The organism is Nitratireductor sp. B36, assembly GCF_020833685.1.
Lineage (GTDB): Bacteria > Pseudomonadota > Alphaproteobacteria > Rhizobiales > Rhizobiaceae > Nitratireductor.
The window spans coordinates 424,573-438,329 of the sequence record NZ_JACKZY010000003.1; the positions used below are offsets into that span (position 1 = coordinate 424,573).

Annotated in this window: 10 protein-coding genes; 7 read left to right on the forward strand and 3 right to left on the reverse strand. The window is 59.8% G+C overall.

What is annotated here, in order from left to right; translation table 11 throughout:
• The first annotated feature begins 78 nt into the window (after positions 1–78).
• The 5 genes from H7H48_RS13820 to H7H48_RS13840 all read left to right on the forward strand — a co-directional run bounded on the left by H7H48_RS13820 (position 79) and on the right by H7H48_RS13840 (position 6,236).
• Positions 79–417 (forward strand): P-II family nitrogen regulator, encoded by a 339-nt coding sequence (locus tag H7H48_RS13820; RefSeq protein ID WP_065816944.1) that lies wholly within the window; start codon positions 79–81, stop codon positions 415–417.
• A 28-nt stretch (positions 418–445) separates the two neighbouring features.
• On the forward strand, positions 446–1,789 hold the full coding sequence (amt, locus tag H7H48_RS13825; RefSeq protein WP_229449637.1) for an ammonium transporter: 1,344 nt from the start codon (positions 446–448) through the stop codon (positions 1,787–1,789).
• Positions 1,790–1,999: 210 nt separating this feature from the next.
• The gene (locus tag H7H48_RS13830) at positions 2,000–4,549 is read left to right on the forward strand and encodes a DNA translocase FtsK (protein ID WP_229449638.1); all 2,550 of its coding nucleotides are present in this window, start codon (positions 2,000–2,002) and stop codon (positions 4,547–4,549) included.
• A gap of 106 nt (positions 4,550–4,655) precedes the next feature.
• Entirely contained in the window at positions 4,656–5,291 is a 636-nt protein-coding gene (locus H7H48_RS13835) for an outer membrane lipoprotein carrier protein LolA (protein WP_370633385.1), read from the forward strand.
• Positions 5,292–5,426: 135 nt separating this feature from the next.
• Positions 5,427–6,236: an exodeoxyribonuclease III gene (locus tag H7H48_RS13840; RefSeq protein ID WP_229449639.1), complete on the forward strand. Its 810-nt coding sequence runs from the start codon at positions 5,427–5,429 to the stop codon at positions 6,234–6,236.
• Between the two features lie 87 nt (positions 6,237–6,323).
• Here the strand turns inward: H7H48_RS13840 and H7H48_RS13845 are convergent, their stop codons facing one another.
• A complete protein-coding gene (locus tag H7H48_RS13845) occupies positions 6,324–6,779 on the reverse strand; it encodes a cyclic nucleotide-binding domain-containing protein (protein WP_229449640.1) in 456 nt (151 codons plus the stop codon).
• A gap of 55 nt (positions 6,780–6,834) precedes the next feature.
• Entirely contained in the window at positions 6,835–7,518 is a 684-nt protein-coding gene (locus H7H48_RS13850; RefSeq protein ID WP_229449641.1) for a response regulator transcription factor, read from the reverse strand.
• A 156-nt stretch (positions 7,519–7,674) separates the two neighbouring features.
• Here H7H48_RS13850 and H7H48_RS13855 point away from each other — a divergent pair, with 156 nt between their 5' ends.
• The gene (locus H7H48_RS13855; RefSeq protein ID WP_229449642.1) at positions 7,675–8,223 is read left to right on the forward strand and encodes a L,D-transpeptidase; all 549 of its coding nucleotides are present in this window, start codon (positions 7,675–7,677) and stop codon (positions 8,221–8,223) included.
• A gap of 25 nt (positions 8,224–8,248) precedes the next feature.
• On the opposite strand, the gene H7H48_RS13860 is transcribed toward H7H48_RS13855, so the two are convergent.
• Positions 8,249–8,830 (reverse strand): peroxidase-related enzyme, encoded by a 582-nt coding sequence (locus H7H48_RS13860; protein WP_229449643.1) that lies wholly within the window; start codon positions 8,828–8,830, stop codon positions 8,249–8,251.
• A gap of 123 nt (positions 8,831–8,953) precedes the next feature.
• Here H7H48_RS13860 and H7H48_RS13865 point away from each other — a divergent pair, with 123 nt between their 5' ends.
• On the forward strand, positions 8,954–13,738 hold the full coding sequence (locus H7H48_RS13865; protein ID WP_229449644.1) for an NAD-glutamate dehydrogenase: 4,785 nt from the start codon (positions 8,954–8,956) through the stop codon (positions 13,736–13,738).
• Positions 13,739–13,757 lie beyond the last annotated feature (19 nt).

Here is a 13,757-nt window from a genome sequence, read left to right on the forward strand (position 1 = left end):
TTTGTTGTCGCGGTCCGCATGGCGGTTCGCGCGATGCAGGCAACCCGCGGGATCCCGCAACAGCAAAGGTGAACTGCCATGAAAATAGTGATGGCAATCGTCAAGCCCTTCAAGCTGGAGGCGGTGCGCGAAGCGCTCACCGGCCTCGGCATCCAAGGCCTCACCGTCACGGAGGTTAAGGGCTATGGACGACAGAAAGGACACACGGAAATCTATCGCGGCGCCGAATACGCCGTGACCTTCCTGCCCAAGGTGAAGATCGAGGTGGCGGTCGATTCCGACATGGTCGACCAGGTGGTTGAAGCCATCGTCGAGGCCGCCCGCACCGGACAGATCGGTGACGGCAAGGTCTTTGTTCACGCGCTCGACAAGGCGGTGCGCATTCGCACCGGCGAGTCCGGCGTCGAAGCCCTTTAAGCGGCAGCATATTCCGATGGAGAATCAGATGATGTATCGAACACTGAAGAGCGCTGCGGGTCCGCTGGCGCTGGGCGGGCTCGCGCTGGCGGCCATGTCCTTTCCGGCTCTGGCACAGGATTCCGCTGAGGCGGCCCCGGAATTTGCCTCGGCTTCCGAGACGGCGTTTATTTTCAACACGCTGCTCTTTCTCATGGGCGGTTTTCTCGTCATGTGGATGGCAGCGGGTTTTGCCATGCTTGAAGCGGGCATGGTGCGCACCAAAAACGTCTCCATGCAGCTTTTGAAAAACGTCGCGCTCTATTCCATCGCCGGCATCATGTACTGGGTGGTGGGTTACAGCCTGATGTATGTGGATGTGTCGAGCTATATCGGCACGTTTGCGCCCTATAGCTGGCCTGCTGCCGGCACGGCCAATGAGGGCGATTATTCCGTCGCCTCGGACTGGTTCTTCCAGATGGTCTTTGTGGCCACCGCCGCGTCCATCGTTTCGGGCACGCTGGCCGAGCGAATCAAGCTGTGGCCGTTTCTCATCTTCGTCGTGGTTCTGACCGGCTTCATCTATCCGATCGCGGGTTCGTGGAAATGGGGTGCCGGCTGGCTCGACGCCATGGGCTTCCAGGATTTCGCCGGCTCCACGCTGGTTCACTCGGTGGGTGGTTGGGCGGCCCTTGCCGGCGCGCTCCTTCTGGGCGCACGCAACGGGAAGTTCGCATCTGACGGCAAGGTCACGCCCATTCCCGGCTCTAACATGGCCCTTGCAACGCTTGGCACTTTCATTCTCTGGCTCGGCTGGTTCGGCTTCAATGGTGCTTCGCAGCTCACCATGGGTACCAATGCCGATGCATCCGATATCAGCCGCATCTTCGCCAACACCAATCTGGCCGCTGCTGCAGGTGTCGTCGCCGCGCTGATCCTCACGCAGATCCTCTACAAGAAGGTCGATATCACTTTCGTGCTCAATGGCGCGCTAGCCGGTCTGGTGTCGATTACCGCTGAACCGCTCACGCCCAGCCCGTTCATGGCCATCGTCATTGGTGCCATTGGCGGTGTCATCGTGGTGCTCACCGTGCCGCTGCTCGACAAGCTGAAGATCGACGATGTTGTCGGTGCTATCCCGGTTCACCTGATTGCAGGTATCTGGGGAACGCTCGCCGTTCCGCTCACCAACAGCGGTGCCAGCTTCGGTGTCCAGATTGTCGGCATCGTTGCCTATGGTGTCTTCACCTTTGTCGTGTCCTTCGTGGTCTGGATGATCCTCAAGGCCACCATGGGACTGCGCGTGAGCCCAGAAGACGAGATGAGTGGTCTCGACGTGGCCGAGGTGGGTGTCGAAGCCTATCCCGAATTCATGCCCATGCATGGGCGCTGAACGCGCAAACACTTGCCTGACAATCGGCCCTCGGGCCGGTTGCCTTCCTGAAAGGGCCCGGTTCGCCGGGCCCTTTTTTAATGATCTGAGAAATTGCAACGCACCCCTCCATGGTTAATGCCGTCTTAACCATCCGCTCGCTAGGGTCTCAAACGAGTCATCACGGCGCGTTTCGCGTCGAAAGCAACGCGCGAGCGGAGAATTGAGCGCATGAGTTCCGGGTCTTCGGCATTCTTGGCGATGGATGAAAACAGCTACGGTCTGCAGGCTTTCCTGCGCCGTCAGGCAGCGCGTGCAGGCGGCCTTGCGCTGCTGGCCTTCGTGGCGTTCGGCGTGGCGGCGCTCGCCACATGGAACGTGGCCGATCCAAGCTTCAGCCATGCCACCGCCAATCCCGTCACCAATGCGATGGGATATCCCGGGGCGGTTTTCTCCGATCTTGCCATGCAGTTTTACGGCCTGGCGGCGCTGATCGGGCTCGTGCCGGCGGTATGCTGGGGCGTGCTCCTTCTGCTGGGCCGTCCGATTGATCGCGCTGTGAAGCGGGCTGGTGCATGGTTCCTGGGCGCGGTTTTGGCTGCAGGCATAGTCGGCGCGTTCGCGCCGCCACCCACCTGGCCTTTGCCCACGGGTCTTGGCGGTGTTCTGGGTGACATGATCCTCTCCGTTCCTGCGAAATTTCTCGGCGCGTATCCGCGCGGCTTTGCGGGTTTCGTGATTGCTGCAATTCTTGGCCTGCCGGCGGGCTGGCTCCTTGCCTTCGGCGCCGGCTTGCTTTCACGTCCCTCAGCCGACGACTTTGCCGAGGAGCAAGACGACGACGCTGCCTTCGATGCTTTGGATGAAGATGATGAAAGCGGAGGTTCGGTCATCCTTGGCTATATGGCCCATTGGTGGTTGTCCTTCTGCGCATTTTTCCGACGCAACCTTGTCCGTGCCGGTCCACGCGATAGCCATCGGACGCGAGCGATCGATCTGGACGAGGATGAAGAGACGGGCTTCGACGATTTTGATATGGATGCCCGGGTTGAGCCGGACTTCAACGAGGCGCCTGCAGCCCCCCGCGCGCGCGTAGAACCCGAGTTTGACGCCCCGGTGCCGCAGCCTGTTGCCGCACCATCGCGGCAGGCAGTGTCCGCACCTGCGACGCAACGGGTTGAGAATCCTGCACCAAGGCCGGCGGAAGGTGCGCGTGTTCGCCGCGAGGCACAGCCCTCCTTCCTCGACAGTGGAACCTTTGAACTTCCAGAACTCCATCTGCTTGCGGAACCAAAAACCTCGACAAAGGACCCTTCGCTTTCCCGGGATGCGCTGGAGCAGAATGCCCGCCTTCTCGAAGGCGTTCTGGAGGATTTCGGCGTCAAGGGCGAGATCATCCATGTACGTCCCGGCCCGGTGGTCACGCTCTATGAGCTGGAGCCTGCGCCCGGTATCAAATCGTCGCGCGTCATCGGCCTTGCAGACGATATTGCCCGGTCCATGAGCGCCATAGCGGCCCGCGTGGCCGTGGTGCCCGGCCGCAACGCCATCGGCATCGAACTGCCGAATTCCACGCGCGAAACCGTTTATCTGCGCGAGCTTCTGGCAAGCCGCGACTTCGAGGCGAGCAAGGCCAAACTGGCGCTTTCGCTGGGCAAGACCATCAATGGCGAAGCCGTAATCGCCGACCTTGCCAAGATGCCTCACCTTCTGGTGGCCGGTACCACGGGTTCGGGCAAGTCGGTCGCCATCAACACCATGATCCTGTCGCTGCTCTACCGCATGACGCCCGAGCAGTGCCGCCTGATCATGATCGATCCGAAGATGCTGGAACTGTCCATCTATGACGGCATCCCGCATCTCCTGACCCCGGTTGTGACCGACCCCAAGAAAGCGGTCGTCGCGCTCAAATGGACCGTGCGGGAGATGGAAGACCGCTACCGCAAGATGTCCAAGGTTGGTGTGCGCAACATCGAGGGCTTCAACCAGCGTGTCGTTGCCGCCAAGAAGAAGGGCGAGACGATAAAGCGCACCGTCCAGACCGGCTTCGACCGCGAGACGGGCGAGGCGATCTACGAGAGCGAGGATCTGGATCTCGAGCCGATGCCCTTCATCGTCGTCATCATCGACGAGATGGCCGACCTGATGATGGTCGCCGGCAAGGATATCGAAGGAGCGGTGCAGCGTCTGGCGCAGATGGCGCGTGCTGCCGGCATCCATGTGATCATGGCCACGCAACGTCCTTCGGTGGACGTCATCACGGGCACGATCAAGGCCAACTTCCCGACGCGCATCTCCTTCCAGGTGACGTCGAAGATCGACAGCCGCACCATTCTGGGCGAGCAGGGCGCCGAGCAGCTTCTGGGCATGGGCGACATGCTTTACATGGCTGGCGGCGGGCGCATACAACGCGTTCACGGTCCGTTTGTTTCCGATGGCGAGGTAGAAAGCATCGTCAATCATCTGAAGATGCAGGGCGTGCCGGACTATCTCGACGCTGTCACCGAGGATGACGAGGAAGATGACGGCGGCTCAGCTGGCGGCGGCGGAGGATCCGGAGGCGGCAATCTGGGCGATTCTGCCGATCCCTACGATCAGGCGGTTGCTGTGGTTCTGCGCGACGGAAAGGCATCCACCAGTTATATCCAGCGCCGTCTCGGCATCGGCTACAACCGCGCCGCGTCAATCATTGAACGCATGGAGGAAGAGGGCATTGTCGGCCCTGCCAATCACGCCGGCAAGCGCGAGATTCTCGTGCCCACGGAGCAGGATGAGGTCTGATGAGGCCGGGCGCCGGAACCGGCTTCCGTATCGGCCGTTAACCTGCAGCCAAATTTCGGCCCTACTGGTTGGTTATCCGGGAGGGCAAATGTGGAGATCGAACACGATGAATTTTGGGGTAACCGACTTTCTGGCCCGGCGACTCGCGATCGCGGCGATGGCGTTGACGGCGTTCTGCGTTGTGCCTCTGGCAGCGCGGGCTGCACAGAGTGCCGACCAGATTGCGGCGCATTTTTCCAGCGTTCGCACCATGATGGGCGAATTTGTGCAATTCGGCCCGCGGGGTGAGCAGACCGGCGGCAAGTTCTATATCGAACGTCCGGGCAAGATCCGCTTTGACTATGAAGAGCCGTCAGGCTTCCGTGTAACGTCCGACGGAAGTTCGGTCGTCATCATGAACAAGAAGCTCAATACGGCGGATCTTTACCCGCTCTCGAAAACACCGTTGAAGCTGCTTCTTGACGAACGCATCGATCTTTCGGGCGACAAGGTTCAGACCGTACGTGAGGACAATGATCTGACAACGATCAAGATGTCCGACAAGTCCGTTTTCGGAGATTCGACCATCACGATGATGTTCGATACGAATTCATACGACCTGCGCCAGTGGACCATCACCGATGCACAGGGCAAGGACACGACGGTGATGATTTTCAACGTTCAGCAGGGCGTCACCTTCGACCCGAGTGTGTTCAAGATCGACTACCGTCGGGTCGACGCGATGAGCCGCAACAAGCGTTGATACCGACGCATTGAGATCTGGCCGGCCTGTGGACAGTCCGGCCTTTTCTTTTCCGGCAGGCCGATTTGCTTGTCATTCTTTCCTGTTCCGGGCAGGTTTGCGCTTCCTGCAAGCTTTCTAGCCCGGACTGCCTTCATGCCCTTCACCATCGCCACCTGGAACATCAATTCCGTGCGGCTGCGCATGCCGCTCGTCGAGCAGTTTCTGGAACGGTACAGCCCGGACGTCCTTTGCCTTCAGGAAACCAAATGTGCCGATGACCAGTTCCCCGCCGCCGCTTTCCGGAAGGCTGGATATGAGCACATGGCGATCCATGGTCAGAAGGGTTATCACGGTGTCGCCACCATCGCGCGCCGCCCTCTCAAACTCGTTGAAAAGCGCGCATTTTGCGGGATGGGCGATAGCCGGCACATTTCCGTATCCCTTGATACGGGCGCGGGGCGCTCCGTCCTTCTGCATAATTTCTACGTGCCTGCCGGTGGCGACGAGCCGGATCCGGAGATCAATCCGAAGTTTCGCCACAAGCTTGACTTTCTTGCAGAAATGCATGCGCTGCGCGCTGAAGAAAGCGGCAATTCGGGGACCATTCTCGTCGGCGACCTCAATATCGCGCCGCTCGAAACCGATGTCTGGTCACACAAGCAGCTTCTCAAAGTCGTCAGCCACACACCGGTCGAGACCGAAGGGCTGGAAAGGCTGCGGAAGGAAGGCGGTTGGGTGGATCTGATGCGGCAGATTATTCCACCGGAAGAAAAAATCTTCACATGGTGGAGCTACCGCGCCAAGGACTGGGCGCTTTCTGATCGTGGACGCAGGCTCGACCATATCTGGTCGTCACCCAATCTTTCTCCGGCGTTGAACCGGATTGAAGTGTTGCGCGAGGCGCGTGGGTGGGACCGTCCATCGGACCATGTGCCTGTCATTGCAGGCTTTGACTTCGGCTGACCGGTTTTCAGGAATTTCACTGATTTTCGGCGAAAACGCCCGTTTTGGAGGAAAAAGGGCCGAAACGCGTGTGTTTCTACGGAAAAATCAGTCGGCGAACCGGGCCGCGATTTGCTCCATTCGGGCGATCATGAGTTGCAGGTTATCGGCAATTCTCTCATGCAGACGGATTGCCGTTTCGGGAAACTCTTCAAGGATCCGATGAAAGCTTGAACGACTGATCCTCACAAGCCGCGTTTCGGTTTCCGCCATCGCGTTTGTCATACGGCGGCCTTCGGCGATCAGTGCGAACTCGCCCATCATGTCACCAGGGCCGAGCCGCTCGATAATCTGGCGTTCGCCATCCCGTTCGGTAAACAGCACAACATTCCCGGAGGCGACGATAAAGGCGCAGTCGGCAGTTGCTCCTTCGGCATAGATTTCCCGTCCGGCGGAAAGCGTCATGCTTTCGGCGCCGAAGGCCATGAGGCGCAACTGTTCGCGCGTGAATCCTTCAAACAGACCCACGCCGGACAGAATGCGAATATCATCGTCCAGCGCCATTGACGTTGTCCCCGACCCGTTCCCGGCGATCCCCGAACGCCCTCATGGCGCAGTCTCACGGAACGAGCTTATAACCACCGCTTTCTGTCACAAGAATTTCAGCTTTGGAAGGATCGCGCTCGATCTTTTGCCGAAGACGGTAGACATGGGTCTCGAGCGTGTGGGTGGTAACGCCGGAATTGTATCCCCAGACTTCTTCCAGAAGGACGTCGCGTGTCACCACTTTCTGTTCGGCGCGATAGAGGTATTTGATGATCGCGGCTTCTTTTTCCGTCAGGCGAATCTTGCCGCCACGTTCATCGATGAGGAGTTTCTGCGAGGGTTTGAACGTGTAGGGGCCAACGGCGAAGGTGGCATCCTCGCTCTGCTCGTGCTGGCGAAGCTGCGCGCGGATGCGGGCGAGAAGCACGGCGAATCGGAATGGCTTGGTCACATAGTCGTTGGCGCCGGCCTCAAGGCCAAGGATCGTGTCCGAATCGGTGTCCTGCGCCGTCAGCATGATGATCGGCGCGCGATAACCGCCCTTGCGCAAAAGCTTGACCGCTTCACGGCCATCCATATCCGGCAGGCCGACATCCATGATGAGCAGGTCGACAATCGCGTTGCGCGCAGACTGAATGCCTTTCGTCGCCGTGTCCTCCTGAAGAATGTCGAATTCCTCATAGAGCGACAGTTGCTCGACGAGTGTCGTCCTCAGGTCTTCGTCATCATCGACGATTAGGATGGTGCGTGACGTCATGGTTGTATCCACTATCCAGGAAAAAGGCTGCCGATTCAAATGGAATTGCAGTGTTGACCGTTCCCGCTTTATGCGGAACCTAACAGTGCGAGAACACCATGGCGAACATTTGTTCCAATCAATTTAACGTAAGCTGAGACGTGGGTTATCCTCAAGATGACGTGTGAAGCCGGCAAATCGATTGATCTGATCGAGGTGCGCCGCAGGCCGGGCAGACCGACCGAGGGATTGATGGTTGTGGGGCCACTCGTCTTTCCATGCGCGCTGGGGCGTACAGGTACGACGATGCTCAAGCGCGAAGGGGACGGCGCAACTCCAATCGGAGATTTGCGGCTCCTGTCCGGCTATTTTCGTGGTGACAGAGCCCCTTCCGGCCCGCCCAGGAGCCGTTTTCCGCTTCGTCAGATCAAAGTCGGAGATGGCTGGTGCGACGCGTCAGGCGATCGCAATTACAATCGCCCGGTCCGACTGCCCTATCGGGCCAGCCATGAACGCATGACGCGCGAGGATCGTCTCTACGATATCTGCATGGTGTCGGACTGGAACATGCGGCCGGCAATCCGCAATCGCGGCAGTGCGATTTTCTTTCATATTGCCAAGCCCGGTTTCCCGCCCACCGAGGGCTGCATAGCTGTATCGCCTCGCGCCATGGCACGCATTCTGCCGCTCATCGGCCCGACTACGCGAATCAGGGTGTATCGGTAGCCTTAATAGCGATGACCCTTTGCGGTCAGTCAGATGATGGTTGCCGAGCCATCGCATGATACTCCTCATTGGGATGCATATCGACGGCAGCAGCCATGCGGTTGGTCATGTTGAAGAAGCTGGCCACGGCGGCAATATCCCAGATGTCGCGCTCGGAGAAGCCGGCAGCGCGGAGCGTCTCCCGATCCGTTTCCTCAATCTTTGCAGGGCTTTCTGTGAGTTTGACGGCGAAATCGAGCATTGCCTTTTGTCGCGGATCAAGTTTTGCGGCCCGATAATTCATGACCATCAGCTCGCCCAGTACCGGATCACCGGAAAGCTGGCGGACGGCCGCACCATGCGCGGTGAGGCAGTAGAAGCAATGGTTGATGCTGGAAACCGCAACGGCAATCATTTCGCGCTCAAGCTTCGTCAGGCCCGAATCACCCAGCATCAGATCATTGTACATCTGCGTGAAGGCTCTGAGCTTGTTCTCATCGAACGCGTAGGCGCGCAGCACATTGGGCACCAGGCCAAGTTTCTCCTCGCATTTTTCGAAATAGGCTTGGGTTTCCTCGCTCAGTGCTTCGAGCGGAGGAAAATGCAGTGCAGTGACCGGTTTCGTCATGATGCAGACACCCTTTCGATAGGAATAGGTTGTATTCAGCCTGCACGGTGGAATGACGGGTCGTCAAACCGCTTTTGTCTGAATACGATGGGCCAGTTTGGTCAACCAACAGGGATTTTCGGCATGGTAGCCAAAGCAAAGACCTCCAAGACCGCGAAAAAGGGCGGACCGATGGGCAAGGTCCTGCATGAGATCATCAGCGCGCGGACGCCGGCGGAGGATCTGCGCCCCTATGACGAGGCAGCGCTGCTGCGCACGGCCGAGGATGCTGTCGCCGCCATCAAGGCTCACAAGCCGGGAACCAGCGTTGTGCGGATAGACAATGTTGCGGGGATCGAACGGCTTGGCCGCCCGGTCAGCGTGCTGACGGTCGTGAATGACAACATGCCGTTTCTGTTCGATTCGGTGCTGGGAGAACTCAGCGATTTCGGTGCTGAAGCGACACTCGTCGCGCATCCGGTTCTCGTGGTGCGTCACGGCAAGAAAGGCGTGGAAGAGATTGTCGGCGACGCAGCCGGCACAAAACCCGCTGCCGGTGAGGACAAGATCAGCCTCATTCACGTCCATCTTCCCCGATTGTCCGACGACCAATGCAAGGAGCTGGAAACGCGTCTCAACGCAACTTTGGCGCAGGTCCGTGCGGCAGTGGTCGACTGGAAGCCGATGCTTGCACGGCTCGACCAGCAGATCACCGAATTGCGCTATGCCCCCGTGCCGCTCGACAAGGATGCTGTTTCAGAAGCAATCGCCTTTCTGGAATGGTTGCGCGACGACAATTTCACATTCCTCGGCATGCGCGAGTTTCGGTATTCGGGAGGCGAGGAGAACGGGACGCTGGAACGTGCCAACAAGAAGGGCCTCGGCATTCTGGCCGATCCGGACGTTCTCGTTCTGCGCCGCGGCAAGGAGGCGGTTTCGACCACTCCGGAGATTCGCGCCTTTCTCCATGGTCCCGATCCGTTCATCGTGACCAAGGCCAATGCCAAATCGGTTGTCCATCGCCGCGCCTATCTCGACTATATCGGCGTCAAGACCTTTGACGACAAAGGAAAACTGACCGGCGAGCTGCGCATTGTCGGCCTGTTCACCTCCACGGCCTACACGCGATCAGTGATGAAGATCCCGTATCTGCGGTCGAAGGCGGAGGCTGTTATCGCCAAGTCCGGATTTGCGTCGACCGACCATTCGGGCAAGGCGCTGATCAACGTTCTGGAATCCTATCCCCGCGACGAGCTTTTCCAGATCGGTCTGCCGATCCTGCGCAAGCATGCGGAAGCGATACTGGCTCTTGGCGAGCGTCCGCGGGTGCGGGCCCTGTATCGCATCGATCAGTTTGACCGGTTCGTTTCGGTGATCGTCTTCGTGCCGCGGGACCGGTACGATTCCCAGGTGCGCATCGAGATCGGCAACTACCTCAAGACCGTCTTCAAGGGACGCGTCTCAGCCTATTATCCGGCGTTCCCTGAAGGGACACTGGCGCGTGTCCATTTCATCATTGGACGTTCCGGCGGCAAGACACCACGCATCGATACGGAGACGCTCGAAGCGGGCATTCGCAAGATCGTGCGAACCTGGGACGATGCCCTGCAGGAAGCGCTGGAAGAAACCGGTGCAGACCGCAGGCTCGCAGCCGTTGCCGCGGCGTTTCCCGAGAGCTACCGCAACGGTTTTTCCGCCGAAACGGCACTCATCGATGCCGCGCGCATGGCCAAGCTCTCCGAGTCCAATCGGATCGCCATCGATTTTCACAGGCATGACGATCAGGATGAAACGCAGGCAGCGCTGAAGATCTACCATTACGGTACCCCGGTTCCGTTGACGGAACGTGTTCCGCTGCTCGAGAACATGGGCTTCCGTGTCATCTCCGAGCGTACCTTCGAAGTGGGCGATGCAGATGACGAAGAGAGCGCCCAGATTTTCATCCATGACATGGAGCTGGAAAATGCGTTCGATGGGCCGATAGATCTTTCTGACAACGGTGCGCTGTTCGAAGAACTGTTTCTTTCTGTCTGGCGCAAAGAGCATGACGACGACCGGCTCAACGCATTGGCTCAGAGAGCCCGCCTGCGCGTCGACGAGATCGCTATTCTGCGCGCCTACAGCCGCTTCCTGCATCAGGCGAGCATTCCGCAGAGCCAGGACTTCATCGCCGCGACGATGAATCGCTATCCGCATATCGCGCGAAAGCTGTTTGAACTGTTCGTACTGCGCTTCGATCCCGCGAAGGCGGGAAAACCCAAAGCACGCGACGAGGCAATGGCGCTGAAGAGCGCGATCGAGGCGGATCTCGATGCGGTGCCCAACCTCGATGATGACACGATCATCCGGCGCTTCCTCAACCTGATCGAGGCAACGCTGCGCACCAATCATTATCGGCCAAAAGCCGATGAGACTGTCCGGTCACTGGCGCTGAAATTCGATTCTCGCGCCATCACGGGCCTGCCCCAGCCGCGGCCGTGGCGCGAGATTTTCGTCTATGGGCCAGAGGTGGAAGGTGTTCACCTCAGATTCGGTCCCGTCGCGCGCGGCGGCCTGCGCTGGTCTGACCGGGCGCAGGACTACCGCACCGAGGTGCTGGGCCTTGTGAAGGCACAGCAGGTCAAGAATGCGGTAATCGTGCCGGTGGGCGCGAAGGGCGGTTTCTACCCGCGCCGCCTGCCGGAGAATGGCAGCCGCCAGGAGGTGTTCGAGGCAGGACGCGCGGCCTACATCAACTTCATCTCCAGTCTTTTGTCGCTGACCGACAATCTGGATGGCGACAAGGTCATTCCGCCAGAAGGCGTGGTGCGCCACGATGGCAATGACCCGTATTTCGTGGTGGCTGCCGACAAGGGAACGGCGACCTTCTCCGACACCGCCAACGCGATCAGCCAGGCGCATGATTTCTGGCTGGATGACGCTTTCGCCTCCGGCGGCTCGGCAGGCTATGACCACAAGAAGATGGGCATCACCGCACGGGGCGCGTGGGAAGCGGTGAAGCGGCATTTCCGCGAGATGAACCGCGATATCCAGTCGGAGCCTTTTACGGCTGTGGGTGTGGGAGACATGTCGGGTGACGTCTTCGGCAATGGTATGTTGTTGTCCACCTGCACCAAGGTGGTGGCCGCTTTCGACCACCGTGACATCTTCATCGATCCGGATCCCGATCCGGCGGTCTCCTATGCCGAGCGCAAGCGTCTCTTCGACATGGGGCGCTCGAGCTGGCAGGATTACGACACGAGCAAGCTTTCCAAGGGCGGCATCATCGTCTCGCGGGCCCAGAAGTCGATCACGCTCAGCAAGGCGGCAGCAGACGCCATCGGGCTCGACAAGACGACCGCCTCGCCGACCGAGATCATGACCGCGATCCTTAAGGCACCGGTGGATCTCCTCTGGTTCGGTGGTATCGGCACCTATGTGCGCTCACACACGGAAAGCAATCAGGAGGTGGGCGACCGGGCCAATGACGCGATCCGCGTGACCGCGCGCGAAGTGGGCGCCAAGGTGATTGGCGAAGGCGCCAATCTGGGCATGACGCAGCTTGCACGCATCGAGTTTGGCCTGCATGGCGGACGCTGCAACTCCGACGCCATCGACAACTCGGCCGGCGTGAACTCTTCCGACGTTGAGGTGAACATCAAGATCGCGCTGGCGGCGGCGATGCGCTCTGGCGCGCTGGAACGGCCGGCACGTGACAAGCTGCTCGCCGAGATGACGGACGAAGTCGCCGAGCTGGTTCTTGCCAACAACTATCAGCAGACGCTGGCGATCTCGCAGGTTCAGAAGCGTGGCATGCCGGAAATGCCGCATCAGGCGCGGATGATGACCCTGTTCGAACAGCGCGGTCTGCTCGACCGGTCGGTGGAGTTTCTGCCGGGGCCGCAGGAGCTGGCGGATCGGGAAAGCCGGGGCGAGCCGCTGACGCGTGCGGAAGTGGGCGTGCTGCTTGCCTATGCGAAGATCGTGCTTTTCGACGAGATTGTCGCCAGCAAGGTGCCGGACGCGCCCCATCTGGAAGAAGATCTTTTTGCCTATTTCCCAAGCCGCATGGCGAAGAAATACGAGAGCGAGATCCGGTCCCATCGATTGAAGCGCGAGATCATTGCCACGGAACTGGCCAATGACGTGATCAACCGCGGCGGGCCGAGCTTTGTCACGCGGCTACAGGATCTGACGGGCCGGCCGGCAGCCGACATCGTTGCCGCCTTTGCCGTGGTGCGCGAAGGGTTTGAGCTGCGGAAAATCTACAGGGCCATCGATGCGCTGGACAACAAGATCGACGGCATGGCGCAGCTTGATCTCTATCAGATCGTCTGGCGGCTGATCTATTCGGCGACGTCCTGGCAGCTCAAGAACGACAGCGACAAGGAAACCGTCGGCGCGCGCATCGATCGGCTGCGGGCCGCGCGCAAGGCGCTGGAGGGCAAGCTCATGCCGATGCTGCCGGCTTTCATGCGCGAGCGCCTGGAAAACCGCCGTGGGCAGCTCGTGGCGCTTGGCGCGCCGGAGGATCTGGCGAAGAAGCTTGCGTTCCTTTCGGTCGCGGAGATGGTGCCCGATATCGAACTGGTGGCTGAAAAGGCCGGTGCGCCGCTGGAGAAGGCCGCCAAGGCGTTCTTCGGCATTACCGATGCGTTTCGCATCGGGCGTATCGAGGATGCGGCGCACACGATCGTGCCGTCGGATTATTATGACGGGCTGGCGCTTTTCCGCGCGACCGACATGATCAGCGCCGCACGGCGCGGGATGACGATCGCCGCGCTTTCCGACTATGGCAAGGAGGAGGATCCGGCGGAAAAATGGGTCGAGGCCGGTGGGGAGCACGTGGTGCGCGTGCGCGACAGGCTTCAGTCTCTCGTGGAGGGCGGCGAGATCAGCGTTTCGCGCCTCACCGTGGCCTCCGGCCTGATGAGCGATCTGAGTGTCTGATCTTGCCGGGGTGCCGGAA

Coding starts and splice junctions, on each gene's coding strand:
- H7H48_RS13820 (WP_065816944.1), top strand. CDS start 79: ATGAAAATAGTGATGGCAATCGTCAAGCCCTTCAAGCTGGAGGCGGTG.
- amt (WP_229449637.1), top strand. CDS start 446: ATGATGTATCGAACACTGAAGAGCGCTGCGGGTCCGCTGGCGCTGGGC.
- H7H48_RS13830 (WP_229449638.1), top strand. CDS start 2,000: ATGAGTTCCGGGTCTTCGGCATTCTTGGCGATGGATGAAAACAGCTAC.
- H7H48_RS13835 (WP_370633385.1), top strand. CDS start 4,656: ATGAATTTTGGGGTAACCGACTTTCTGGCCCGGCGACTCGCGATCGCG.
- H7H48_RS13840 (WP_229449639.1), top strand. CDS start 5,427: ATGCCCTTCACCATCGCCACCTGGAACATCAATTCCGTGCGGCTGCGC.
- H7H48_RS13845 (WP_229449640.1), bottom strand. CDS start 6,779: ATGGCGCTGGACGATGATATTCGCATTCTGTCCGGCGTGGGTCTGTTT.
- H7H48_RS13850 (WP_229449641.1), bottom strand. CDS start 7,518: ATGACGTCACGCACCATCCTAATCGTCGATGATGACGAAGACCTGAGG.
- H7H48_RS13855 (WP_229449642.1), top strand. CDS start 7,675: ATGACGTGTGAAGCCGGCAAATCGATTGATCTGATCGAGGTGCGCCGC.
- H7H48_RS13860 (WP_229449643.1), bottom strand. CDS start 8,830: ATGACGAAACCGGTCACTGCACTGCATTTTCCTCCGCTCGAAGCACTG.
- H7H48_RS13865 (WP_229449644.1), top strand. CDS start 8,954: ATGGTAGCCAAAGCAAAGACCTCCAAGACCGCGAAAAAGGGCGGACCG.